We start from the raw sequence: 23,561 nt of genomic DNA on the forward strand, positions 1-23,561 counted from the left end.
GGGCGGCGGTCAGGTCACCGGCTTGTAGGAGTGGCGCTCGGGGCTGCCGCCCTGGTGGACCCGTTCGCAGGCTTGCAGCAGATAGGCAGTCTTGACCAGCGCCAGATGCGACAGCGCCTGCGGGAAGTTACCGATCTGCCCGTGGCGCGGATCGTATTGCTCGGCCAGTAGTCCCACGTCGTTGCGCAGCGCCAGCAGCCGGGCAAACAGGTTCTCGGCGTCTTCGTCCCGTCCGCTCAGCACCCAGTTGTCCGCCAGCCAGTACGAGCAGGCGATAAAGGCGCCCTCCGTGCCGCTGAAGCTGTCCTGGCGCTGGAAGCGGTGGACCACACCGTCCCGGAGCAGGTCGCGCTCGACCCAGGCGATGGTCGCCTGCACTCGTGGGTCATCGATGGGCAGAAAACCCAGCATGGGAATCATCAGCAGGCTGGCGTCCGGCTTGGCCTGCTCATAGCTCTGCTTGAAGGCCCCGCGCTCGGGATCGATACCCCGGCGGCAGACATCCGCATGGATCTCATCGCGCACCGCATGCCACTGTTCCAGCGGGGCCTCCAGGCCGTAATCCTCGGCATCGCGGATGCTGCGATCCAACGCCACCCAGGCGTAGACCTTGGAATGCACATAATGGCGGCGGGCGTCGCGCAGCTCCCAGATACCTTCGTCCGGTTGATGCCAGCAGGCTACCACCTTGTCCAGCAACCGGCGCTGATCGTGCCAGTCTTGCTGGGTCAGTTGCGCGCCACTGCGGCGGGCGATGTGCAGGAGGTCCACCAGTTGGCCGTACACATCCAGCTGATGCTGGTCACGGGCCTCGTTGCCGACGCGTACCGGGCGCGAGTCCAGGTAGCCCGGCAGCCAGTCCAGCTCCCGTTCGTCCTCGGCCGATTGGCCATCCACGCTGAACAGCACGCGCATGGTGCCGTCATTGCGCTCGATGACCCGCTGCAGCCAGTTGACCCAGGCGCGCACCTCCTCCAGGTAGTTGGAGTCGATCAGGATATCCAGAGCCCAGACCGCATCGCGAATCCAGCAGAATCGGTAATCCCAGTTGGCGCCGTAGCCGGGCGCCTCCGGCAGTGATGTTGTCGGCGCCGCCACCATGCTGCCGCTGGGCTCGTGGGTCAGCGCCTTGAGGGTGATCAGGGAGCGGATCACCGCCTCGCGCCAGCGGCCCCTGTAGGAGCACTGGCTGACCCATTCATGCCACCAGCGCTCGCAGGCGTCGAGCAGGTGCGCCGCGTCGGCTGCGGTCCTGGGCGGCTGACCCTCCGGCAGATGGTAGAGGATGAAATCCTGCACCTCCCCGGTCCGCAGGGTGAACTGGACGCTGGCGCCCTCGGCCTCGGTAACCTTGACCGGCAGGTCGCTCTTGAGCAGCAGCCGCTGGCCGTCGTTATCCCACAGGCTGATCCCGTCCACGTCCTCGGTGCAGCGGGGCGTCCGTTTGCCGTAGCCGAAACGGGGCGCCAGCTGCATGTGCATTGATACGCTCCCGGCCAGGCCTTCGGCCCTGCGGACGATCAGCGCCTCGCTGTCCAGCGGCATGAAATCGGTGATGCGCACCCGACCGGCATCGCCGCAGTCGAATTCGGTACAGAGCACCAGCGTCTCGGATTGGTATTGGCGCTGCACCTCGCGGACCGGCCGGTCCGGTGCCAGCTGCCAGAAACCGTGTTCCTCGGTGCCGAGCAGCTTGCTGAAACAGGCGGGCGAATCAAACCGCGGTGGGCAGAACCAGTCGATACTGCCGTTGCGCCCGACCAGCGCTGCGCAGCGCAGGTTACCGAGCAGCGCATAGTCCTCGATAGGCTGGGTCATGAATATCCCTGTCTTTCGGTTTAACGTTTCTTGCGCAGCAACATCAGCGCCAGCGGCAACAGCATGCCCACGGCAACTGCGCCCCGGTGCATGGTGAGCCACAATTGCCGACTATGGTTGCGGGCCTCGCTGTCAAAGCGCCCGTGGCTGCCCAAATCCGCATCGACCGGCTCGAACAGGTTGTCAGGGCGGTCTCCTGGCAGCGGTACGTCGTCCTTCTGCCCTTCGTAACCGTCCTTTTCCAGTACCTTGTCGGCCACCGAGGGAAAGAACTTGTTGCCCCAGATCGCCTTGACCGCAGGAAAACCGACACACACCTCGCGCCGGCGTTTACCGGCGGCCCAGACAATGGCCCGCGCCGCGACTTCCGGCTGGAAGATCGGCGGCATGGGTTGGGGTTTCCTGTCCAGGCGGGTGCGGGCCCAGTCGAATTGGGGAGTATTGAAGGCGGCCAGGTGCACCGAGGTGACGTGGATGGCGCTGCCCTCATGCTCCAGCTCGACCCGCAGGGAGTCGGTGAAGCCGCGGCAGGCGAACTTGGCGGCGCAGTAGGCCGATTGCAGGGGAATGGCGCGGTAGGCCAGGGCGGAGCCGACCTGGATGATGACGCCGCGGTTGCGCTGGCGCATGTAGCGCAGGGCGGCGCAGGTGCCGTGTACAGTCCCGAGGTAAGTTACCTCGGTCACCCGGCGGTACTCCTCGGCGGTGGTCTGGCTCACCGGCGACAGGACCGTGACCATCGCGTTGTTGACCCACACATCGATCGGACCCAGCTCGGCTTCGATCTGCGCCGCCGCCTCGTCCACCTGCTGGGCGTCGGCAACATCCAGCGTCTTGACCCAGGCAGTGCCGCCCACCGCTTCCACTTCCGCCTTGGCGCCGGCCAGGCCCTTGGCCCCCCGGGCCAACAGGGCGACGGTAGCGCCGCTGCGGGCGAATTCGACAGCGGTAGCCCGGCCAATACCTGCCGAGGCTCCGCAGACCACGACAATTTTATTCGAGTACGTCATCAACGGCCCCCATTGCTTCGTCTGTGTAATGGATGACCTTGGAGATGTATCGCTTGTTCAGAAAAAACGACTGCACAGAGTCATTCAAAGTGTGTCTGAGCGTACTGCGGGGATGGAACGCGGGAGGTGAGGCGAGCGGAGGAGTAGTTGCTCCCCCGCTGTGCTGAGGTTACTTGCGCTTGTTGCGCAGCTGCTGGATCAAGCCCTTGGGCGGATGCTTGATTACCAGGGAGTCGGCCCCCTCGTCATATTCCACCCGGTCACCCAGCAGGTGCGCCTCGAAACTGATCGACAGACCGTCGGCCTTGCCATAGAACTTCAGGAAGTTGTTCAACGCCTTCTTGTCCGGCGGGATTTCCGGATTCAGGCCGTAGTCCTTGTTGCGGATGTAGTCGTAGAACGCCCGTGGCTGCTCCTCGTCGATCAGCCCGGACAGCTCTTCCAGCGCCACCTGCTCACCCTGGCGGGCCTGGCTGCTGACATAACCGCTCATGGCCTTGGTCTTGCCCTTGAGTTCCTCGATCGGCATGTCCGCTTCGCCGACGTAGTCCTGGAATGCCTGCAGCAGCGTATTGGTTTCCTGCTCGGGGTTGGCGCCTTCCATGCAGCCGATAAAGTCCCGGAAGTAATCCGACACGCGCTTGCCGCTGCGCCCGCGGATGAAGGAAATGTACTGCTTGGACGCGGCGTTCTGTTTCCACTCGGTCAGATTGATGCGTGCCGCCATGTTCAGGGCGGACAGATCCAGGTGCCGGGCCGCTGCCACTTCGAGATCGTCGGTGACGGTCACGCCCTCGGTATGGTGCAGCAGGGCGATGATCAGGAAGGCGGTCATGCCTTGGCGATAGCGGATGAACAGTACGTGGCCGCCCAGCGCCAGGTTGGAACCTTCCATCAGCGTCTTCAGGTGTTCGGCCGACTGCTTGGAGAAGCCGACAAAGTCCTGCTCCTCATCCAGCAGTTGCTGCAGCCAGCCGCTGAAGGGGTAAGCACCGCTCTCTTCGTGGAAGTAACCCCAGGCCTTGTTGGGCTTGCTGTTGTACGCCTCGATCAGCCCGGCCAGCAGCTGTTCCAGCGCCTCGGAATTACCCAGTTCGGCATCGCGCAGGGTGAGGCTGGCGGGCTGGCCGTCAGGCTTCTTGTGAATCTGGTGAACAATACTGTTGTCGATGGGCATACTGGTATCCGGAGCGGTAGAACAGAAGAACGTGGCTGACCAATGGGGTCAGCTGCAGCAAGGTACTCCAGTTGTCGATCTGCCGCAAATCGTCATGGGCAGGCCGCTGGGGTAGGTCGAATTACCGGGAGCAGATATGAAGCGCATGCTGATCGCCGCCTTGCTGGGCGCCTGGGTAACCCTGGCCACAGCCGAGCCGCTGCCGGCCTGGCACCACCCGTTGCCGGAGCAGGCAGCGCAGGCGGAGCGGGTAGGGCAGGTGCTGGACACCGCCGCCGGGCGCTGGCTGACTGCAGGTGAGTTGGTCGAGCGCCTGGCCCATGCCGAGCAGGTGCTGGTAGGCGAGCAGCATGACAACCTGGACCATCACCGGCTGCAGCTCTGGTTGCTGCAACAGCTTCAGCACCAGCGGCCCCAGGCCAGCCTGCTGCTGGAAATACTCACGCCGTCCCAGCAGCCAGCGGTGGATGCCTTGCAGCAGCAACCATTCCAGGGAGACGTGACCGATCCTGAACAGCAATTGCAATGGAACCCCGGTTGGGATTGGGCGTTATACGGGCCACTGGTGGAGTGGGCGCTGAAGAATGCGGTGCCGCTGCGCGCCGCCAACCTGGATGCCGAGGACATTACCCGGCTATATCGTGATCCGGCGCCGTTATCGCCCCGCTATGGCGAAGCGGCGCTGACCGAACTGCGCGAGGTCATCGAAGCGTCCCACTGTGGCAAGCTGCCGGAGACGCAACTGGCCGGCATGCTGAGCATTCAGCAGCAGCGTGACCGGCGCATGGGCGACGCCCTGGCCGCCGCGCCCACGCCGACGTTGCTGCTGGTGGGCAACTTCCATGCCCGCAAGGATCTGGGCATCGCCCTGCATCTGGAGGAAGCCGCGCCGCTGGTGGTCATGTTGCATGAAGCTGACGAGCCTTTGCCCGGTGCGGAGCAGGCGGACTATGTCTGGCTGACCCCGGCGGCGCCCCGCCAGGATTACTGCGCGCAATGGCAATGATGCCTACAGCGGGAAGATGACCGGCACCAGCACCACGCTGATCAACAGCACCACCAGGGTAAAGGGCGTACCTATCTTCAGGAAGTCACTGAAGCGATAGCCGCCGGGGTCCAGCACCAGGGTATTCACCGGGGAGGACACCGGGGTCATGAAGGCGGCCGAGGCAGCTAGCGCCACCGTCATCACGAAGGGGTAGGGTGATGCGCCCATGGCCTGGGCCGTCGCCACCGCCACCGGCGCCATCAGGACCGCGGTGGCGGTATTGGAAATGAACAGCCCGGTGACCGCCGTGGCGATGAACAGGGTGGCCAGCAGCGCCCGCGGCCCGGCATCACCAAAAAGTGTCAGCAGCCCGCCCACTGCCAGGTCGATCCCCCCGGTTTTCTGCAACGCCAGGGCAAAGGGCAACATGCCGACAATCAGGATCAGGCTCGGCCAATGGATCGCCTTGTAGGCCGAGTCCATGGTGATGCACTTGAAGGCGCCCATCAGCAGGCAGCCGATCAGCGCGGCCATCAGATTCGATACGACCCCCGATACCATTAATGCAACCATCACACCCAGGCTGAACAGCGCATAGGGCGCCTTGCGGGCCGCGGGCACCACTTCGTCGATCTCGCTCGGCAGGCTGAGCAAAACGAAGTCCCGGGTCAGCATATGCAAGCGGTTGATGTCCTTCCAGTTGCCCGCAACCAGCAAGGTGTCGCCGGCCTTGAGCTTCTCGTCCACCAGCAGCCCCGGCAGCGCCTCGCCGGCGCGCCGCAGGCCCACCACGTTCAGGCGGTGGCGACTGCGAAATGCCAGTTCCTGGATCGTCTTGCCGGGCAGGCGCGACTCCGGCGGCAGCGCGACCTCGGCCAGGCCCAGCTGGTGCGAGTGGGTGCTGTAGTAGGAGGTCTCCAACTCCAGTGGGGTGACGCCAATCTCCTGGTAAGCCCCGAGCAGCGCGATGGCCGGGCTGGCCAGGTCCACCAGCAGGATGTCACCGGGCTGGGGCACGGTATTACCGGTGGCCACCTGCAGCAGGTTACGGAAGCGGCGCTGGCGCTCGATGGCGATCACGTTGATGCCGTACTCGCTGCGCAGCTCCAGCTCATTCAGCGGACGGCCGATCAGCGGCGAGTCGGCATTCAGGCGCAGTCGCCGCTCCCGTTCCGGCAGCCGATACAACGCGGCCAGGTCGTGCATGGTCTGGCGCTCCGGCTCATGCTTGCCCGCACCGGTACCCCCCAGCCAGCGGCGCACGAACAGCATGTAAGCGATACCGCAGACCAGGATGGCCAGCCCGATGGGGGTGAAACTGAAAAAGGAGAACCCTTCCAGCCCGTTGCGTACCAGCTCGCTGTTGACCACCATGTTGGGCGGCGTGGCGACCAGGGTGAGCATGCCGCTGATCAGTCCGGCAAAGCTCAACGGCATCATCAGCCGTGACGCGGGTATACCCATGCGCACCGTGACGCTCATGACCACCGGAATGAAGATCGCCACCACGCCCGTGGAGCTCATCACCGACCCCAGGGTAGCGACCGTCAGCATCAACAGCAGGATCAGGCGGGTTTCGCTGCTGCCGGCCTGCTGCACCATCCAGTCGCCGAGCTGGTAGGCAATCCCGGTGCGCACCAGACCGTCGCCAATGACAAACAATGCCGCGATCAGCAACACGCTGGGATCACTGAAGCCGGCCACCGCTTCCTGGATGCTGAGCACCCCACTCAACGGTAAGGCTACGATAACCAGCAGGGCGACCACGTCCATGCGGGGCTTGTTACGGATGAAGAGCACCATGCTGGTAAGCAGCAGGGCGAGCACGATGGCGAGGTCGGTATTCATGCATTCCTTTCCGGCAGACTGACGAGAGGCTCGCGGGTATGGTAGTGCGTGCGGTCATGGGCAGCGCGATCCATGGGGGTGAGCCCAACTGGGCGACATGTTACCCGGGCTTGAACGCGCTTGAACATGGTTGCGCGGGATCGTAGCATCCCCTGCTGCCTTACACTCCACCCGAGGTATTCCCGTGTCCGAACTGAAAACCCTCGGCCTGTTTCTGCTTACCGCGCTGGCGGAAATCCTGGGCTGTTACCTGCCGTACCTCTGGCTGCGCGAGGGCAAGACCATCTGGCTGCTGGTACCCGGTGCCTTGAGTCTAGCGGCGTTCGCCTGGCTATTGTCGCTGCACCCGACCGCGGCGGGCCGGGTATACGCGGCATATGGGGGTGTGTATATCTTCATGGCGATCCTGTGGCTATGGACCGTCGATGGGGTCAGACCCACGATGTGGGACCTGGTGGGGACGGCGGTGGCGCTGAGCGGTATGGCGATTATCATGTTCGCGCCACGCGGTATCTGAGAAGCCGGCCGAGGCGGTAGAACGCCTCGGCAGCATCGCTCACATATACATCAGGAAGTAGACCAGCGCCCCGGCCGTGTAGCCGAGGAAGGCCAGAAGACTGACGCGCTTGATGTACCAGAAGAAGCCGATCTTCTCCATACCCATGGCCGCCACGCCAGCCGCCGAACCTATGATCAGGCTGCTGCCACCGGTGCCCGCGCAGAACGCCAACAGCTGCCAGAAGCGTCCATCGGTAACGAACTGGCCGACCCAATCGGTTTCGGAGGCGGCGGTCGAGGCGAGCATGCCGTCGCTGACCAGCGGATACATCTTCATGGCACCGGCCACCAGCGGCACGTTATCGACCACCGCCGACAGTAGGCCGATGGCATAGTTGATAGCAAAGATATTGCCCAGACCATCCCGCAGCGCCACGGCGATCTGACCCAGATGACCAGCTGTGGCCAGACTGGATACCGCCAGCAGAATGCCGAGGAAGAACAGAATGCTCGGTGTATCGACCCGGTGCAGTACCCCGATCACCGACAGCGGATGCTTGAGCTCAGGCTTCTTGTTCCGGTGCATGATTTCGGTGGCGACCCAGAGCACACCCAGCCCGAACAGGATTCCCATGTACGGCGGCAGCCCGGTCACCGTCTTGAATACCGGCACGAACAGCAGGGCGCCAATACCCATCGCCAGAACGATGTTGCGCTCACGGTCAGTGGTCGCGTGGCCGCCTTCGGCCACGTGGGCACGAACCCGGGGCCGGGGCGCATCGCCCTTCAAGCGCACACTCAGGATCGCCAGCGGTACCAGTAGGCAGACCAGGCTGGGCAGAAACAGCTCCACCACCACCTGCTGTGCAGTGATCTGACCGCCGATCCAGAGCATGGTCGTGGTCACATCACCAATGGGCGACCAGGCGCCGCCGGCGTTGGCGGCAATGACCACCACACCCACATACAGCCAGCGCTCCGGCCGCCCACGCACCAGTTTGCGCAGCAGCGACACCATGACGATGGTGGTGGTCAGGTTATCCAGCACGGCGGAGAGGAAGAAGGTCAGCAGGCCGATGATCCACAGCAGCGACACCCGCTTGCGGGTGGTGATGCGATCGGTGATGACCTTGAAACCGCCATGGGCGTCGATCAGCTCGACGATGGTCATGGCGCCGAGCAGGAAGAACAGGATTTCAGCGATCTCGCCCAGGTGATGGCGCAGCGCACTGACGACGATGCCAGAGGAGTCCGCCGGATCATTGGTGCCCAGCGCCAGGGTCGGCAATATCTCGTTGGCCCCCAGTACCAGTACCGCCCAGGTCAGCGCGGCCGTGAGAATGGCCGAAGCCGCCTTGTCGAGCTTGAGCGGATGCTCCAGCGCTATACAGAGATAGCCAACTACAAAGATGACCGCCATCAACACATACATCAATCCGACTCCTTCCTATATGAGATCACATGCGCGAAACCAGACCCGCCCTGCAGACCGTTCGCGGTTTGCGGCAGCGGTCCGGGTCCGGTGAGCTATTGTCCGCCTTGGACGGCGCCATGGACTTGTCACGGGTCAATTCCGTGTCCATCGGACACGACACATCCTGTTACAGGTGCCGGACTTTACCTCAAGCGGCGGGGCAGGGGTAGCGATGGTGCGATTGGGTCCGGAATGGGACCTTCAGTCCGGTCGGAGGGAGCTACACTCTGATCGAACCCGTTCGTTCATTGTCATGACCACTGACGCCGGAGCCGCCATGATCACCTGCGACCAATCCGACTACCTCGAGATCGCCTGCCTGTACCGCATCCCCATCGCCCTGCGCTGGACCGACGGCCGCCAGGTCGAAGGCACGCCGCTGGATACCGGCTATAACGAGCAGCGTGAGGAATGCCTGCTGATGGACATTGGCGGGGATCAGGAGTGGGTGGTGTTAACGGATGTTGAAGCGATGACGGCGCTGGTCGAGAATAACCACTTCACCCAGGTTCGCTTTGGACCCGGCCGCTAGCTAGTGACGCAAGGATGCTCAATGTCAGGACCACGTACGCAACACGAAACAGTCGGCTCACGCCTGATGGCAGCACTGTTCTCGCTTTTCGTCTCGATACCCACCGCCGCGCTCATCTGGTTATGGGTCAACAGGGAGCTGGCGTTCTGGGGCGGGTTCGTCGGCAGCCGGTATTTGCTGGTGTCAGTTGTGTTGTTTGCGCTCATTGCCTTCGCCGCGCCCCGGTTGTTTCCAACGCTGCTGGGCAAGATCTGGCACGGGATGTTCCGGGTGAACCGCTGGTGGGGATGGTAGCCACGGCCCTGGCAAGGGCGTAGCGCAGGCGCGCTACACCCTGGAAGTCCTCAGCTCAACAGCAAGGCATCATCGGACAGCTTCTCCCCGCGCACGGTTTCGAACATGCGCAGCAGGTCGGGTACATCCAGCCCCTTGCGCTCGTCACCGGCCACATCCAGTACTACCTGCCCCTGGTGCAGCATCACCGTGCGGTCGCCCACATCCAGCGCCTGGCGCATGCTGTGGGTGACCATCATGGTGGTGAGCTTTTTTTCCTCGACGATACGCGCGGTCAGTTGCAGTACGAAGTCAGCGGTGCGTGGGTCGAGGGCGGCGGTGTGTTCGTCCAGCAGCAGGATGCGGGACGGCTGCATGGCGGCCATCAACAGGCTCACGGCCTGCCGTTGGCCGCCGGAGAGCAGGCCGATGCGGTCGGTCAGGCGGTTTTCCAGACCCAGGCCGAGGGTGGACAGGCGCTCGCGGAAGCCGTCGCGCATCTCCCGTTGCACCGCCTTGCGCAGGCCGCGCTTGCCGCCGCGCTGTTGGGCCAGGGCGAGGTTTTCCTCGATGGTCAGGTCCTCACAGGTGCCGGCCATCGGGTCCTGGAATACCCGGGCCACGCGGTCAGCGCGGCTCCATACCGGCAGGCGGGTCACGTCGTCGCCATCGATGAGGATCTTGCCGCTGTCCACTGACAGGTCACCGGAAACCGCATTGAGGAAGGTCGATTTACCGGCGCCGTTGGTGCCGATCACGGTGACGAACTGGCCGGTGGGTATTTCCAGCGACAGCCCCTGCAGCGCCTTGGTCTCGATCGGCGTGCCGGGGTTGAAGGTGATTTTCAGGTTCTGGGCGCTGAGCATCAGACGTGCCTCCTGCGGGTCAGACGTTGCTTGATCAGCGGGATGACCAGTGCAATCACCACCAGCACGGCAGTGATCAGGTTCAGGTCCTGGGCCTGCAGACCGATAAAGTCGCTGTTGAGCGCCAGCGCGATGAAGAAGCGGTAGATCACCGCACCGATCACCACGGCCAGGGTCAGGAAGATAATGCGCCGCGCCGGCAGGATGCTCTCGCCAATAATCACCGCCGCCAGACCAATGACGATGGTACCTATGCCCATGGAGATATCCGCACCGCCTTGGGTCTGCACGAACATGGCCCCGGCCAGGCCGACCAGCGCGTTAGAAATCGCCATACCGAGAATGACCATGGCGCCAGTGTTCACACCCTGGGCGCGGCTCATCCGCGGGTTGGAGCCAGTGGCGCGGATGGCCAGGCCCTGGCGGGTGGAGAAGTAGGCATCCAGCATGAACTTGGCAACCAGTACCACCAGCAGCAGGATTAGCGGGCGGGCGATATAGTCGGCCAGCCATTCGGGCTGCAGGATGCTGAACATGGTGGGCTCCATGATCAGCGGAATATTCGGGCGTCCCATGATGCGCAGGTTGATCGAGTACAGCGCGATCATCATCAGGATGCTGGCCAGCAGATCCATAATTTTCAGATGCACATTGAGCACTGCCGTGACCATGCCCGCCAGCGCGCCGGCCAGGGTGGCGATCAGCGTGGCGAGGAACGGGTCCATGCCATTGGCGATCAGCACGGCGCAAACGGCGCCGCCCAGCGGGAAACTGCCGTCTACCGTAAGATCGGGAAAGCGCAGCAGACGGAAGGAAATGAATACACCGAGCGCCACCAGACTGAAAATCAGGCCGACTTCGAGGGCGCCAAACAGGGAAAACAATGACATGGGATGTTAAGCCTTTGGTGAACGGCTGCGCCGGCGGGGACGCCGGCGCAGGGCAGATCAGTCGATGATCTCGGCGGCCGAGTCGATCAGCTCCTGGGACAGGGTGACACCCTGAGCCGCAGCGGCGGAGCGGTTGATGTACAGGCTCAGCTCGCCACTTTTCTGTGGTGCGATGCTGCCAGGGGCTTCACCCTTGAGCACGCGCACCGCTACTTCACCGGCCTGCACGCCGTGCTGGTAGTAGTCGATACCCAGTGCAGCAATGGCGCCACGCTTGACGCTGTCGGTGTCGGAGGCGATCAACGGGGTCTTGGTATCGGTACCGACCTTGACCAGCGACTCGTACGCAGACACCACGTTGTTATCGGTGTTGGTGTAGATCACATCCACCTTGCCGACCAGGCTGCGAGCAGCGGAGCTCACATCGACGGTACGCGGCGCGGCAGCTTCAACCAGGGTCATGCCCATGGTCGGCAGCAGCTCGCGCAGACGCTCGACCACGACCACCGAGTTGGCTTCGCCGGGGTTGTAGACCATACCTACACGCTTGGCTTCGGGCAGGACGCGTTTGACCAGCTCCATCTGCCGATCCAGCTCCAGCTCGTCGGATACGCCAGTCACGTTGGAGCCAGAGGGTTCCCAATTACGGACCAGCTGGGCGGCTATCGGATCGGTTACCGCAGCAAAGACCACCGGCACCGACTTGGTGCTGGCGACCACTGCCTGGGCGGACGGGGTGGCGATGGCGACGATCACGTCGGGCTTATCGCCGACGAACTTGCGGGCGATCTGCCCGGCGGTCGCGGTATTGCCCTGGGCGGTCTGATATTGCCACTTGAGGTTGTCGCCGCTGTAACCGGCTGCTTCCAGTGCGGCGCGAACACCGTCACGTACCGAGTCCAGCGCCGGGTGCTCGACGATGGCCGTAGCGGCTACCGACTTGGTCTCGGCAACAACGTTGGAGAACGGGGTCGCCAGGGCCATAGCCAAGGCGCCAAGGGACAACCACTTACCGATGGGTGACTTCATTACCTATCCTATCGGGCCGGCAGCGGCCCAGTCTGATTGTTGTTGTTTCCAGGTTCAGAAAAACGCGGCTTCTTGCCGCGTTTTTCCCATTCCGTGAACCCGATTTTACAGATTGGCGATATGCGCCCGTTGTTCGCTCAACTGGGTCAGGGCCTTTTCCGCCTCGTCCAGTTTCGCGCGTTCCTTCTCGATCACCGCCGGCGGCGCCTTGGCGACAAAACCTTCGTTGCCGAGTTTACCGCCGATGCGTTTGACTTCACCCTGCAGACGACCAATTTCCTTGTCCAGACGCGCCAGTTCCGCGTCCTTGTCAATCAATCCAGCCATGGGTACCAGCACTTCCAGCTCACCCACCAGTGCGGTGGCGGCCAGCGGCGCCTCGTCCGAGTCGGACAATACTGTGATCGACTCCAATTTGGCTAGCTTCTTGAGAAACGCCTCGTTCTCGCTCAGGCGGCGCTGATCCTCGGAGCCGACCTTGCGCAGCAATACCTCCAGTGCCTTGCCGGGGGCAATGTTCATCTCGCCACGGATATTACGCACGCCCAGGATCAAGCCCTTGAGCCATTCAATATCCCCTTCGGCGGCGGCATCAATGCGGTCATCTGCCGCTTGCGGCCAGGGCTGCAGCATGATGGTGTCGCCGCTGACGCCGGCCATCGGTGCGATGCGCTGCCAGATCTCTTCAGTAATAAAGGGCATGAACGGGTGGGCCAGGCGCAGGGCGGTTTCCAGCACGCGCACCAGGGTACGGCGGGTACCACGCTGGCGCTCGGCCGGCGCGTTCTCGTCCCATAGGACCGGCTTGGACAGCTCCAGATACCAGTCGCAATACTGGTTCCAGATGAACTCGTACAGGGCAGTGGCGGCCATATCGAAACGGAACTGATCCAGATGGCGGGTTACTTCCGCCTCGGTGCGCTGCAGCTGGGAGATGATCCAGCGGTCGGCCAGGGTCAGTTCAACGGGCTCGCCATTCACGCCAACATCCTTGTCCTCACACTGCATCATCACGTAGCGCGCAGCGTTCCAGATCTTGTTGCAGAAGTTGCGGTAACCCTCGACCCGGCCCATATCGAACTTGATATCCCGGCCGGTGGAGGCCAGCGACAGGTTGGTGAAGCGCAGCGCGTCGGTACCGTAGGCGGCGATGCCCTCGGGGAACTCGGCGCGGGTCTGCTTCTCGATCTTCGCCGCCAGTTGCGGCTGCATCATGCCGCTGGTGCGCTTGGCCACCAGGGATTCCAGGTCGATACCGTCGACGATATCCAGCGGGTCGAGCACGTTGCCCTTGGACTTGGACATCTTCTGGCCTTGGCCATCACGCACCAGGCCGTGCACATAAACGGTCTTGAACGGAATCTGCGCGCTGCCGTCCTCATGCTTCATCAGGTGCATGGTCATCATGATCATGCGCGCCACCCAGAAGAAGATGATGTCGAAACCGGTTACCAGCACATCGGTGGGGTGGAAGGTCTTCAGCGCCTCGGTCTGCTCCGGCCAGCCCAGGGTGGAGAAGGTCCACAGGCCCGAGCTGAACCAGGTGTCCAGCACGTCCTCGTCCTGACGCAGAACGGCATCGCCCAGGTTGTGCTTGGCGCGCACTTCTGCCTCATCGCGGCCGACATAAACGTTACCCGCCTCGTCATACCACGCTGGAATGCGGTGGCCCCACCACAGCTGGCGGGAAATACACCAGTCCTGGATGTCGCGCATCCAGGAGAAATACATGTTCTCGTACTGCTTGGGCACAAATTGGATGCGGCCATCTTCCACCGCCGCAATCGCCTGCTCGGCCAGCGGCTTGGTGGACACGTACCATTGATCCGTCAACCAGGGCTCGATCACCGCACCGGAGCGGTCGCCCTTGGGCGTCTTCAGGCTGTGCGGCTCGATCTTCTCCAGCAGGCCAGCAGCGTCGAAATCAGCGACGATGCGCTTGCGCGCCTCGAAGCGGTCCAGCCCGGCATAGGCAGCGGGCAGGGTAGCGTCCACCTCGGTATTCACACTGCCGTCGACATTGAACACCTGCGCGGTAGCCAGTATCGCTGCGTCCTTGTCCAGCACGTTGATCAGCGGCAGGTTATGGCGCTTGCCGACTTCATAGTCATTGAAGTCATGCGCCGGGGTGATCTTCACGCAGCCGGTACCGAACTCCGGGTCGCAATAGTCGTCGCCAACAATCGGAATGCGCCGGCCCACCAAAGGCAGTTCGACAAACTTGCCGATCAGCGCCTGGTAACGCTCATCCTCCGGGTTCACCGCCACAGCGGTATCACCCAGCATGGTCTCAGGGCGGGTAGTGGCAACGATCAGGTAATTCTTGCCATCAGCCGTGGTCGCGCCATCGGCCAGCGGATAACGCAAATGCCACAGCGAGCCGGTCTCGTCGTGGTTCTCCACCTCCAGATCGGAAATGGCGGTGTGGAACGCCGGGTCCCAGTTGACCAGCCGCTTGCCACGGTAGATAAGCCCGTCCTCGTGCAGGCGTACAAAGGCCTCCTGCACGGCGGCAGACATACCCTCATCCATGGTGAAGCGCTCACGGCTCCAGTCCACCGAACTGCCCAGCCGGCGAATCTGCCCGGTAATGGTACCACCGGACTTTTCCTTCCATTCCCAGACCTTCTCCAGAAACTTCTCCCGGCCCAGATCATGCCGGCTCACACCCTGAGCCCCCAGCTGCCGCTCCACCACCATCTGCGTGGCAATACCCGCATGGTCAGTACCCGGCTGCCAGAGGGTATTGCGACCCTGCATGCGGCGGAAACGGATAAGCGCATCCATGATCGAGTTATTGAAGCCATGGCCCATGTGCAGGCTACCGGTCACGTTCGGCGGCGGCAGGGCAATGGTGTACGACTCACCAGAACCCTGCGGAGCAAAATAATTGTTCTGCTCCCAGGTCTGGTACCAGGAAGATTCAATAGCGTGGGGCTGGTAGGTTTTATCCATGGGTGTTTTTGGCTGTCCGGTATATGGCTGGCGACGAAATAGGATGCTACGGCAGTTTACAGGAGTCCCGCCCGGCCCGCCGATCGGTAGGGCTATAGATGCAGGAACTCCGCGCGCCGTGAGACAGAGTCGCAAAAACGGCCATTATAGCGAGGAGGGAGGGTGGTCGCATCCTTGTTTGCGTGGCGTGCAGGGTGCATTGAGCGCCGGTCGAACGCCGCGCCGACATCTATTCACCCTCTATGACTTTCCGACTATGGCCAAGCGCCATTCTCTGGGCTATGTTGACCTCAAAGCATGGATCGCAGCCGTTCCCGCCCAAGGGGCAAGGACAGCCTTACCTTCCATACCCGAATTGAGAGCGTACCGGCTTGCCTGCCTGTTGAGGGTGGGGCGGTAGCGTGGCTGATGAGCTGGGTTTTTATCCAGTAGTAATGGGTTCATGAAAAGACGCAGTCAAGCGAATACGGGGTGGCTGTGGCGAGATCTATAAAGCATTGTTTTTTAAGCGTATTTCAGGCGGCGTAATTTCGATGAAGCGGAGTTAGGTCGCAGTCACTGTTATGTGTTAGTGCCGCATGCGGTCTAATCACTGTTAAAATCTCGGGAGAGCATCATGATTGAGTGGGTTTCTGTAAGCTCAAAAGCCATAAGAAAAATCGGATATGATGCTACCAGTTCCAGAATGTTTATCGATTTCGAAGATAGCCATCCGATTTACACGTTCTGTGGCGTTCCAGAATCAGTGTTCCATGATTTTATAAGTTCTGGCTCTGTCGGACGCTATTACCACCAATACATTAAGGATCGGTATCAGTGCTGATTTGGTGCTAATTTTTAAGGCAATGATAAAGCTAATGGCATCAGTGAGTGGCTTCGCTATACTGATGAAATGTCAGGAAAATATATGAACAATATAATGGAGATTGATCTCAGCAAGCGGCTTGAGATAAAAATCAATAACAAAAATCCTGTCGGTCTGGAAGATCTATCGCTCTCTTTACTGGCTTTCAATCATCAGTTTCAAAAGTTTGTCGAGTCTGAGACCAATCGGGAAACGGATATAGGCTCCGAGTTACTGATTAAAGAGGTTCGTAGCGGGTCAATCATTGTTGAGTTAATTTCCCATGCTGCACCAATAGTACCTCTGCTGTGGGAAGGTGGTTCGTTGGCTCAATGGTCCAAAGTCGCAGAGGGGATTTGTGGCTGGTTATTGGGTAGAGCAGAGAAACCTCCAAAAGAGCTAACAAAGCAGGATCTTCAAGAGTGGAACAAATTTGTTGAGCCTGTGGCGAAGGATAATGGCTCTCAAATGAACATAAATGTTTCCGACAATGGCAAGGTAATCCAGCAATTCATCATCAATTCCACCGAAGCAAATGCCATGCAGAACCGAATCGGAAACCTGATATCCGACATGGATACCCCCGAAGGCAATATACATACCCGAAAGGTGATGTATTGGTACCAGACAAAATTTGATCCGAATTCAGACACAGGTAATCGAGCAATCATCGATGACCTCTCGAAATCAGCCTTAAAGGTAATTTTCGAGAATAATGCGGTAAAGGATGAGATGCTGCATGCGGAACCAAAATTTGGGAAGCCTTGGCATGAACTCGCTTATGTGGTTGATGTAGAGGTTGAGACTGTGAGGGGAACGCCCAAAATGTATAAGGTCCTCCGCTACTACCCGGAGCATACCTTTGACCCTGACGCGGACTGACATTTTAACAAATGGCTGTTGTCGGACGCGCCTACGCTGCGCTCCGGCACGCCGCAAAGCCAAGCGTTAAACGTCTATGACCTCAGCCCAGAAAGTTATGGTTAAAAACTGGGTCATCGGCTGCGTATGGCTGGTGGCTTTCGCGGTGGTATTTCAGCTACCGCACGAGTATCGCCTGAAGACTGGTTTGATACTCGGAGTTTTGTTTTCTTTGTGGCCGTTGTTAAACCCTGAGATCAGGAATTGGAGAGGCTACGGAGCTGAGCAACAGTCGCTTGGGGATTTCATCGGTCGGCATGGCCTGCTGAAGCTGTGGATGGTTGGATATTGCGCGTTGGTTCTGCCATTTTTGATATATCGCATTGCCACGTCAGGTGGCGGCAGCATCGGCAGTTACCTGCTGTGTTTTCTATTATTGGTCGGCCCACCTTTTCTGGTTTCTGAGTATGAGAGGTACCAGGCGGCGGGCTAAAAACGTTTAACAAGGCGCATCAATTCGCGGCCTGCGGCCGCCGGACGCTCTTTACATTGCGGCTGCGCCTCCATTTCAAGAGCGCCGTTGTGCGCTGGCGTTATGAGATTCGGGAGGGGCGCAATGACGCCTGAGACAAGACAGAAATACCTGTTGTGGCTCTACCAAAATCCGGGACAGCATAGAGTTGAGCAGCCAGCAAAGGTGCTTGGTCTTTCCAAGATTCAATCGGCGCGTATCGCCAAGTATCTCATTTCGGAAAATTTGGCCGAGGGTCAAACATGGGAAATGATTGATGACTCATGGGACGGTTTCTTAGAGATCGCCCCAAGAGGTATGAAAATGATTGAAAATGACATTCCTCACAACGAAATCATGAGGCCCGTTACTAACAGCACCGTGGTCCATGGCAACAACTCTGGGGTCATCAATAACGTTACCGCCACAGGCCGGTCAACGGTAAAAATCACAACCGAGCAAAGTGTATCTAGCCTTTTTCAAAGTCTTGAAAGCATCGTCAAAAAACATGACGTTGGACCACCCTATCAGAGCGAACTCGTAGGTAAGATTGACGAACTTAAGGAGGCCTTTGATGCTAAAGATAAGCCGTCGTTCTTAAAGCACTACCGAGATTTCGTTGGGTTGGCTTCATCGCACATTGAGCTTTTCGGCGCTTTGGCGCCTGCTGCAATCCCAGCACTTCATGCGCTCGCTGCGGCAATCTCATAACCAGAGCTTCAAGCCGACGCCCGCGCCTCCGCTTCGCTCTGACGTGGACGCAGCTTAAGCTAAACGTTAGGGCACTGAGAAGAGTAGGTGAATTCAGCATATGGAAGAAATAGACATTTTCCCTGACAAGTACTGGCACTGCCATGTAGAGCTAGCCGGAGATAGCAAGAAAAAAGATAGATCTGCTGTATTCAACGATCTAACGTTTGATGAGCTTAGCCAACAAATCATAACGCCTTGGCATTCTGGAAGAGCGTTTACTGTTGACGGAATGGTAATCAAAAATATTGATGACATCCAAAAAATTAAAATTACAAATACTCCACAGCCAAAATCTCACTATGCCGAACAGCATAACTATAGAATGAGGGGTTCTGGCATAGCTGATTTGGCAACAGATCGTCGATTGCTACCCCTGTCATCTGGAAAAGACTACACACATGATCTGTTATTTAAAGAGCAAGAAATAAAAAATACCAAAGGAAGCGTGATCTCTGGAAATAGCAATAATGTGTTTATTGTCCACGGCCACGATGAACAAGCTAAAGAGTCATCGGCAAGATTCATTGAGAAATTAGGCTTGAACGCAGTAATCCTTCATGAGCAAGCAAATGAAGGACAAACCATTATTGAGAAACTAGAAAAACATACTGACGCTGCATATGCCGTCGTTCTATTTACCCCTGACGACGTGGGCGCAAGTTCGGCATCACCAGGAAACCTCCAGCCTCGTGCCAGACAGAACGTTTTGGTTGAGCTTGGTTATATGGCTGCCAAGATAGGAAGGAATCGTGTATGCGTTCTAAGAAAAGGAAACGTAGAAATACCTTCTGATTTTCTTGGCGTTCTATACATAGATATCGATGCAGCAGGCGCATGGCGGCTAACTTTGGCTAAAGAGCTAAAGGTTGCTGGCTTAAAAGTCGACTTAAATGAAGCTATGTAAGCCCTAACAAGTGGTTCAAACCGTTCGCTTCGCTCACTGGGACGGGCTAAAGCCCGCCCCTTAACCAAACGTTATGCACTCAGAAGCACTGCAAGGAATCGAACATGAGTAACCAAATATGAACAACAAACCAACCGTGTTTATAGCCTCCTCTTCCGAGGCGATACCTGTGGCAGAGGCGGTTCATATAAAACTCGAACAAGAGCTTAGAGTCAGGCTGTGGGAAAACGCTTTCGACCTGTCCTCCATTACCATCACGACGCTCATCGACAAAACCAAGGAAGCTGACTACAGCGTTTTCGTGTTCCATCCAGACGACAAAAGCATTATCAGAGATAAGGAATATAGCGCGGTAAGAGACAACGTAATCCTCGAGCTCGGTATGTTTATCGGCGCACTGGGGCTCGAAAGGTGCTTTATCTTGGTTCCCAAATCGGCGGAGACGGCCTTTCGACTTCCCACCGATTTGGCTGGCGTTACGGCATCTTTTTACGACGACCAAGAAGAAAATCTGTCCGATGCCGTAACCGGCTGCTGCGCGAAGATAAAGCAGGCGATTAAAAAAATCGAATCGCAGAAAAACAAAACGGAATCCACGAGCGAAGTTGAGATTCTCAAAAGCCAGCTCAACCATACCCAGTCGCAACTATGGAGCCTCGGGCACGACGTTCAGAGGGCGCAGGAGCAAGCACAACAGCTCCACGAGTCTATAAAGCACCATTTCTTTTCCATCGCAAAGCCAGCGACTCCCGCCGAGATCAAAGCCTGGGAAGACGGGGCTAAAGAGAGCTATCTTAAAGAGGTCAAGATCAGAGATCATCACGTCTACTTTGTTGATCGCGACGTGATAATCCCTCCCCTTCATGGAGCTTCTTCAATATCAGTCATTGTTGCGCAAGGCGCTAAAGTCTACGGCGTCGACAAGTGGAGCCACAACTCCATCTATTACATGGATGGGTACAGGAGCGATGCCCGCGTATAACAAGGCCAGCCACAGCGACAGCTTTTCCGTTGCGGCTTCGCCTTCACTACAAAGCCGCGCGTGCTGCGGGCGTTACGTTTCAAGGAGCAGTACCTTTGGATAATCTGACAATTACCATAGGAATCATTGGCGGACTAGCATCAATAATAAGCTATCTCATGCAACTAGCCGGCGTTAAATCAAAGCTCATACACGTATCCTATGCGCTTATCCTTGTTTCTATTACAGCTTTCTTTATCTATGACTCAGCCTCTGTGGAGGCGAAAAATAAATTATTGGAATCTCAAGTAGCAGAGCTGAAAAGCATTGAATATCAAGCTGCCAAAATTCTCAAAAACTCTTCCAGAGGAAACGATGGCGAGAGAAGAGGCTTCATGCTAGCCAGCTTAGCTATGTTAGAGAAATTCAAGGGGGAGCAGCCTGACACATATTCAATGGCCAAAGAATTTGCCATCGCTAGCGGCGTGCTTATCAACGAGCAAGAAGACGGTGTAAAGCGTTTACAGCAACGCTGGGCATTAACTGATGGTGCCCATGCTATGGAAGCTTTACTTAAAGGTTTAGCTGGTGGCGCTGAAAAAGAAACATAACAACTGGTTCAAACCGTTCGCTTCGCTCACTGGGACCGGCTAAAGCCGGCCCCATAACCAAACGTTATAGGTAAAAAATGGGAGTACCCCTTGGCTGTACCTGACTTTCAATCATTGATGTTTCCATTGCTCAAGTTTTCCGCTGATGGCGAAGAACATACGATGCAAGAAGCTCGTGACGGGCTCGCCAAGTTAATGGGACTTTCCGAAGAGGATCTACGGGAAAGGCTGCCAAGTGGTCGGCAAACGACATTTGCAAATCGCGTGGCATGGGCAAAGGTCTATCTCACACAGGCAGGGGTCCTGGAATCACCAAAGCGGGGGCGCTTTCATATTTCTGAGCGAGACCGAAAGATTCTCGCTGAAGCACCTGAAAAAATTGACATCAAGTATCTGGAGCGGTTCGAAGAATTTCAGGAATTTCGGCAGGCGAGCAGCAAGAACAGAACCGAGAAGGTTACCCACACTACTGAGAGCGAGCCGTCATCCACGACCCCAGAACAGCGACAACTCGCTGCTACTTCGTTAAAGCGTGGGTATGCCAGCAACAACGGCACCGAGCTGAACTGACACCGATTATTCTTGCGACTCTTGAGTACTTTCTGTGAAGAAAATCTTACTTGTTCTGGTCTTCGCCTTTGGCCTGTTCCAACTTCAGCAGGGTGGGCATCTTGATGCTCTGCTTAATAGCGGCGGCTCTACTCAGTCCGACTCTGCCGGTTACTCGAACCTGTCCGCGCAGGAACAGGAGCTGCAGAAGACGCTGGGGCGGATTAGCCGAAACGGTCCATTCCCTTACCAACGCGATGGCATCACCTTCGAAAATCGGGAGCGATTGTTGCCAAGCAAGCCGCGGGGATATTACCGGGAATACACAGTGGACACGCCCGGTTTGTCGCACAGAGGGCCGCGCCGGGTGGTGACCGGTGGTAACCCGCCAGTGGAGTTCTATTACACCGAGGATCACTACCGTTCCTTTAGCCGAATCAGGGGGCACTGACATGACGACAACACCTGAACAGTCCGCGCCAATCACCTGGCAACCGAGGCACCAGCTGGATCAACCTGCCGTTGCTCTGGATGCAAATGGTCTGTTGAACAAGTCGATCCTGTTGCAGGCGCTTTGTGGCGCTTTCAACTTTCCGGATTACTTCGGTGACAACTGGGATGCAGCCTATGACCTGTTGCTCGACCATGTGGATCAGCTGTCAGAACCTGCTCTCTGGCGCTTCTCGATTGAGGATGCATCCGAGGTGGATGAGGCTGACCTGGCGGACTGGTTTCAACTGATGATGGATGTTTGTACCTATGCCAGCTCCCGTGAAATACAATTGCGGGTAGAGATATACGGGGATGCCCTGGCGTGTGGTGTTGGCTCTCTCGGATTTACCGCCGATTCTCCCGAGCGTCAATAAACCCAGATCTCCACCCGCCGGTTTCTCACGCGGCCACTGCCGTTGCTGTTGGTGGCCACCGGCAGTTCGTTACCAATGGCAAGAATCTCCCTGACGGTGACGCCCCTTTCGTTCAGGGCGCGCTTGACGGTGGCGCTGCGCAGTCTGGCCAGCAGTTCCTCTGCGCCTCCATGACGCGTGTCGCCAAGGCCCACGAGCACTACATGGTTATCCATCTTGTCGTGCGCATTCAGATATTCCACCAGGCGGTCAATGTCCTGCCAGGCCTTGTTATCCAGCTGAGCTGTGTGCTCCTTGGTGCGAAAGTTGACTGACAGGCGCAGGGCTTCCGCAGCCAGTTGCTGGTAGGTTCGGGGCATGTCGGCGAGTGGTTCCAGTTTGATGGTGCGGATGTTCTGCCCGACAAAACCCACCTGGTCGACAATCTCTTGGCCCGCGTGGCTCCGGGCAAACTCGATCAGTGCTCTGGCCAGTGGATTGGTCTCATCCGGGCGGATGTACATAAACAGCCGGCGAGACAGGGGATAGTCTTCGGTGGCCACCAGTTCCGCGGTAGGCAGCATGGGGCGGGAGTTGCCCGAGGACAGGGCAATGGCTTTGGAAGGGGCAATACCCGACAGGCCGACAAAGCCGATGCCGTGGATGTCACCGGCAACCGAGCGGGACAGGGCACTGGTCGAAGCGAAGCGTTTGGCATCAGCGGCCAGCTCAAGCTGGCGTGGGGTCAGCACCAGATCGCGGAAGGTTTCCCAGGTACCGGAGTTGCCATCCCGGGCATACAGGTTGATGGGGCCGGGCTGGCCGCCCAGCTCGCGCCAGTCGGTTATCCTGCCGGCAAATACCTCGGCCAGCTGTTCGAAATCCAGCGCGGTCAGCGGGTTGTCAGGATGGGCGATGACTGCGAGACCATCCAGGCCGATCACCTGCTCGGCTTCTGCGCTGAGCATGTCGCCGGCCGTGGCCAGGGCCAGGGCCTCGTCGTCATGAATGGGGCGGGAGGCTGCGCCGATCTGGGCCGTACCCGCTACCAGTCCTTTGAATGCTGTACCAGAGCCATGGGCATGCAGGGATACTTCAATGCTATCGCCCTCACTGCTGATGGCAGTGATCAGGTGTTCGCGGGTGTCAGGATTGAGATGCGCCTGAATATCGCTGGCTCCCGCCTCACGGAGCATGCCTTCGACCAGTTGCGGTGCCAGTTTGGCACCTATGGTATTGGAGCCGTTGATCTGTAGCTGCAGCGATGCCGCTTGAGCCGGAATACCGAAACCGACCAGGCCGGCAAACAAGAATGTACGAATACGAGGGAATAACAGCGACGAGCGTTGTGGCATTTCCGTTGC

24 protein-coding genes are annotated in these 23,561 nt (G+C 58.8%); 14 read left to right on the top strand and 10 right to left on the bottom strand.

The features are described from left to right. Nucleotides 1–9: 9 nt before the first annotated feature. The 3 genes from VG99_RS00305 to yejK all read right to left on the bottom strand — a co-directional run bounded on the left by VG99_RS00305 (nt 10) and on the right by yejK (nt 4,005). On the bottom strand, nt 10–1,818 hold the full coding sequence (locus VG99_RS00305; protein ID WP_044497614.1) for a glycoside hydrolase family 15 protein: 1,809 nt from the start codon (nt 1,816–1,818) through the stop codon (nt 10–12). A 20-nt stretch (nt 1,819–1,838) separates the two neighbouring features. Further along, on the bottom strand, nt 1,839–2,828 hold the full coding sequence (locus tag VG99_RS00310; protein WP_044497616.1) for an SDR family oxidoreductase: 990 nt from the start codon (nt 2,826–2,828) through the stop codon (nt 1,839–1,841). A gap of 169 nt (nt 2,829–2,997) precedes the next feature. Beyond that, entirely contained in the window at nt 2,998–4,005 is a 1,008-nt protein-coding gene (gene yejK / locus VG99_RS00315; RefSeq protein WP_044497617.1) for a nucleoid-associated protein YejK, read from the bottom strand. A 136-nt stretch (nt 4,006–4,141) separates the two neighbouring features. On the opposite strand from yejK, the gene VG99_RS00320 reads away from it, so the two are divergent. Further along, nucleotides 4,142–5,011 carry a ChaN family lipoprotein gene (locus VG99_RS00320; RefSeq protein ID WP_044497618.1) on the top strand — a complete coding sequence of 290 codons (870 nt, stop codon included), beginning with the start codon at nt 4,142–4,144 and terminating at the stop codon, nt 5,009–5,011. 3 nt (nt 5,012–5,014) lie between these two features. Here the strand turns inward: VG99_RS00320 and VG99_RS00325 are convergent, their stop codons facing one another. Then, nucleotides 5,015–6,841: an SLC13 family permease gene (locus VG99_RS00325; protein WP_044497619.1), complete on the bottom strand. Its 1,827-nt coding sequence runs from the start codon at nt 6,839–6,841 to the stop codon at nt 5,015–5,017. 184 nt (nt 6,842–7,025) lie between these two features. On the opposite strand from VG99_RS00325, the gene VG99_RS00330 reads away from it, so the two are divergent. Continuing rightward, nucleotides 7,026–7,358 (top strand): YnfA family protein, encoded by a 333-nt coding sequence (locus tag VG99_RS00330; RefSeq protein ID WP_044497620.1) that lies wholly within the window; start codon nt 7,026–7,028, stop codon nt 7,356–7,358. Between the two features lie 39 nt (nt 7,359–7,397). Here VG99_RS00330 and nhaD read toward each other — a convergent pair whose 3' ends face one another. Further along, the gene (gene nhaD, locus VG99_RS00335; RefSeq protein ID WP_044497621.1) at nt 7,398–8,771 is read right to left on the bottom strand and encodes a sodium:proton antiporter NhaD; all 1,374 of its coding nucleotides are present in this window, start codon (nt 8,769–8,771) and stop codon (nt 7,398–7,400) included. Nucleotides 8,772–9,090: 319 nt separating this feature from the next. Here nhaD and VG99_RS00340 point away from each other — a divergent pair, with 319 nt between their 5' ends. Further along, entirely contained in the window at nt 9,091–9,345 is a 255-nt protein-coding gene (locus VG99_RS00340; protein WP_044497622.1) for a Rho-binding antiterminator, read from the top strand. A 21-nt stretch (nt 9,346–9,366) separates the two neighbouring features. Further along, nucleotides 9,367–9,639 (top strand): hypothetical protein, encoded by a 273-nt coding sequence (locus VG99_RS00345; RefSeq protein ID WP_044497623.1) that lies wholly within the window; start codon nt 9,367–9,369, stop codon nt 9,637–9,639. A 50-nt stretch (nt 9,640–9,689) separates the two neighbouring features. On the opposite strand, the gene VG99_RS00350 is transcribed toward VG99_RS00345, so the two are convergent. The 4 genes from VG99_RS00350 to VG99_RS00365 all read right to left on the bottom strand — a co-directional run bounded on the left by VG99_RS00350 (nt 9,690) and on the right by VG99_RS00365 (nt 15,358). After that, nucleotides 9,690–10,484 carry an ABC transporter ATP-binding protein gene (locus tag VG99_RS00350; RefSeq protein ID WP_044497624.1) on the bottom strand — a complete coding sequence of 265 codons (795 nt, stop codon included), beginning with the start codon at nt 10,482–10,484 and terminating at the stop codon, nt 9,690–9,692. Continuing rightward, complete coding sequence (locus VG99_RS00355) at nt 10,484–11,374, bottom strand: ABC transporter permease (RefSeq protein ID WP_044497625.1); 891 nt, start codon at nt 11,372–11,374, stop codon at nt 10,484–10,486. The genes VG99_RS00350 and VG99_RS00355 overlap by 1 nt, the downstream gene beginning before the upstream one ends. A 57-nt stretch (nt 11,375–11,431) precedes the next feature. After that, entirely contained in the window at nt 11,432–12,403 is a 972-nt protein-coding gene (locus VG99_RS00360) for an ABC transporter substrate-binding protein (protein WP_044497627.1), read from the bottom strand. Nucleotides 12,404–12,508: 105 nt separating this feature from the next. Further along, a complete protein-coding gene (locus VG99_RS00365; RefSeq protein WP_044497628.1) occupies nt 12,509–15,358 on the bottom strand; it encodes a valine--tRNA ligase in 2,850 nt (949 codons plus the stop codon). 616 nt (nt 15,359–15,974) lie between these two features. Between VG99_RS00365 and VG99_RS16400 the strand changes: the two genes are divergently transcribed. The 10 genes from VG99_RS16400 (at nt 15,975) to VG99_RS00405 (ending at nt 22,218) form a co-directional block, all read left to right on the top strand. Next, nucleotides 15,975–16,181: a KTSC domain-containing protein gene (locus VG99_RS16400; RefSeq protein ID WP_076939701.1), complete on the top strand. Its 207-nt coding sequence runs from the start codon at nt 15,975–15,977 to the stop codon at nt 16,179–16,181. Between the two features lie 84 nt (nt 16,182–16,265). Beyond that, nucleotides 16,266–17,084: a hypothetical protein gene (locus VG99_RS00370; RefSeq protein WP_044497630.1), complete on the top strand. Its 819-nt coding sequence runs from the start codon at nt 16,266–16,268 to the stop codon at nt 17,082–17,084. A 76-nt stretch (nt 17,085–17,160) separates the two neighbouring features. After that, nucleotides 17,161–17,556 (top strand): hypothetical protein, encoded by a 396-nt coding sequence (locus VG99_RS00375; protein WP_158023851.1) that lies wholly within the window; start codon nt 17,161–17,163, stop codon nt 17,554–17,556. A gap of 123 nt (nt 17,557–17,679) precedes the next feature. Continuing rightward, a complete protein-coding gene (locus VG99_RS00380) occupies nt 17,680–18,285 on the top strand; it encodes a hypothetical protein (protein ID WP_044497633.1) in 606 nt (201 codons plus the stop codon). A gap of 100 nt (nt 18,286–18,385) precedes the next feature. Beyond that, nucleotides 18,386–19,231, top strand: coding sequence for a TIR domain-containing protein (locus tag VG99_RS15585; RefSeq protein ID WP_082049946.1), 846 nt, complete (start codon nt 18,386–18,388; stop codon nt 19,229–19,231). Nucleotides 19,232–19,349: 118 nt separating this feature from the next. Further along, entirely contained in the window at nt 19,350–20,213 is an 864-nt protein-coding gene (locus VG99_RS00385) for a TIR domain-containing protein (RefSeq protein ID WP_044497634.1), read from the top strand. Nucleotides 20,214–20,308: 95 nt separating this feature from the next. Further along, nucleotides 20,309–20,803: a hypothetical protein gene (locus VG99_RS00390; protein ID WP_044497635.1), complete on the top strand. Its 495-nt coding sequence runs from the start codon at nt 20,309–20,311 to the stop codon at nt 20,801–20,803. Nucleotides 20,804–20,893: 90 nt separating this feature from the next. Further along, nucleotides 20,894–21,373, top strand: coding sequence for a winged helix-turn-helix domain-containing protein (locus VG99_RS00395; protein WP_204216652.1), 480 nt, complete (start codon nt 20,894–20,896; stop codon nt 21,371–21,373). 34 nt (nt 21,374–21,407) lie between these two features. After that, complete coding sequence (locus VG99_RS15590) at nt 21,408–21,803, top strand: guanyl-specific ribonuclease (RefSeq protein ID WP_076939702.1); 396 nt, start codon at nt 21,408–21,410, stop codon at nt 21,801–21,803. Between the two features lies 1 nt (nt 21,804). Continuing rightward, nucleotides 21,805–22,218 (top strand): barstar family protein, encoded by a 414-nt coding sequence (locus tag VG99_RS00405; RefSeq protein WP_044497637.1) that lies wholly within the window; start codon nt 21,805–21,807, stop codon nt 22,216–22,218. Here VG99_RS00405 and VG99_RS00410 read toward each other — a convergent pair. After that, the gene (locus VG99_RS00410) at nt 22,212–23,552 is read right to left on the bottom strand and encodes a substrate-binding domain-containing protein (RefSeq protein WP_082049947.1); all 1,341 of its coding nucleotides are present in this window, start codon (nt 23,550–23,552) and stop codon (nt 22,212–22,214) included. The two genes, VG99_RS00405 and VG99_RS00410, sit on opposite strands and share 7 nt — an antisense overlap. Nucleotides 23,553–23,561: the final 9 nt, after the last annotated feature.

This window comes from Pseudomonas saudimassiliensis (genome assembly GCF_000939975.1).
Lineage (GTDB): Bacteria > Pseudomonadota > Gammaproteobacteria > Pseudomonadales > Pseudomonadaceae > Halopseudomonas > Halopseudomonas saudimassiliensis.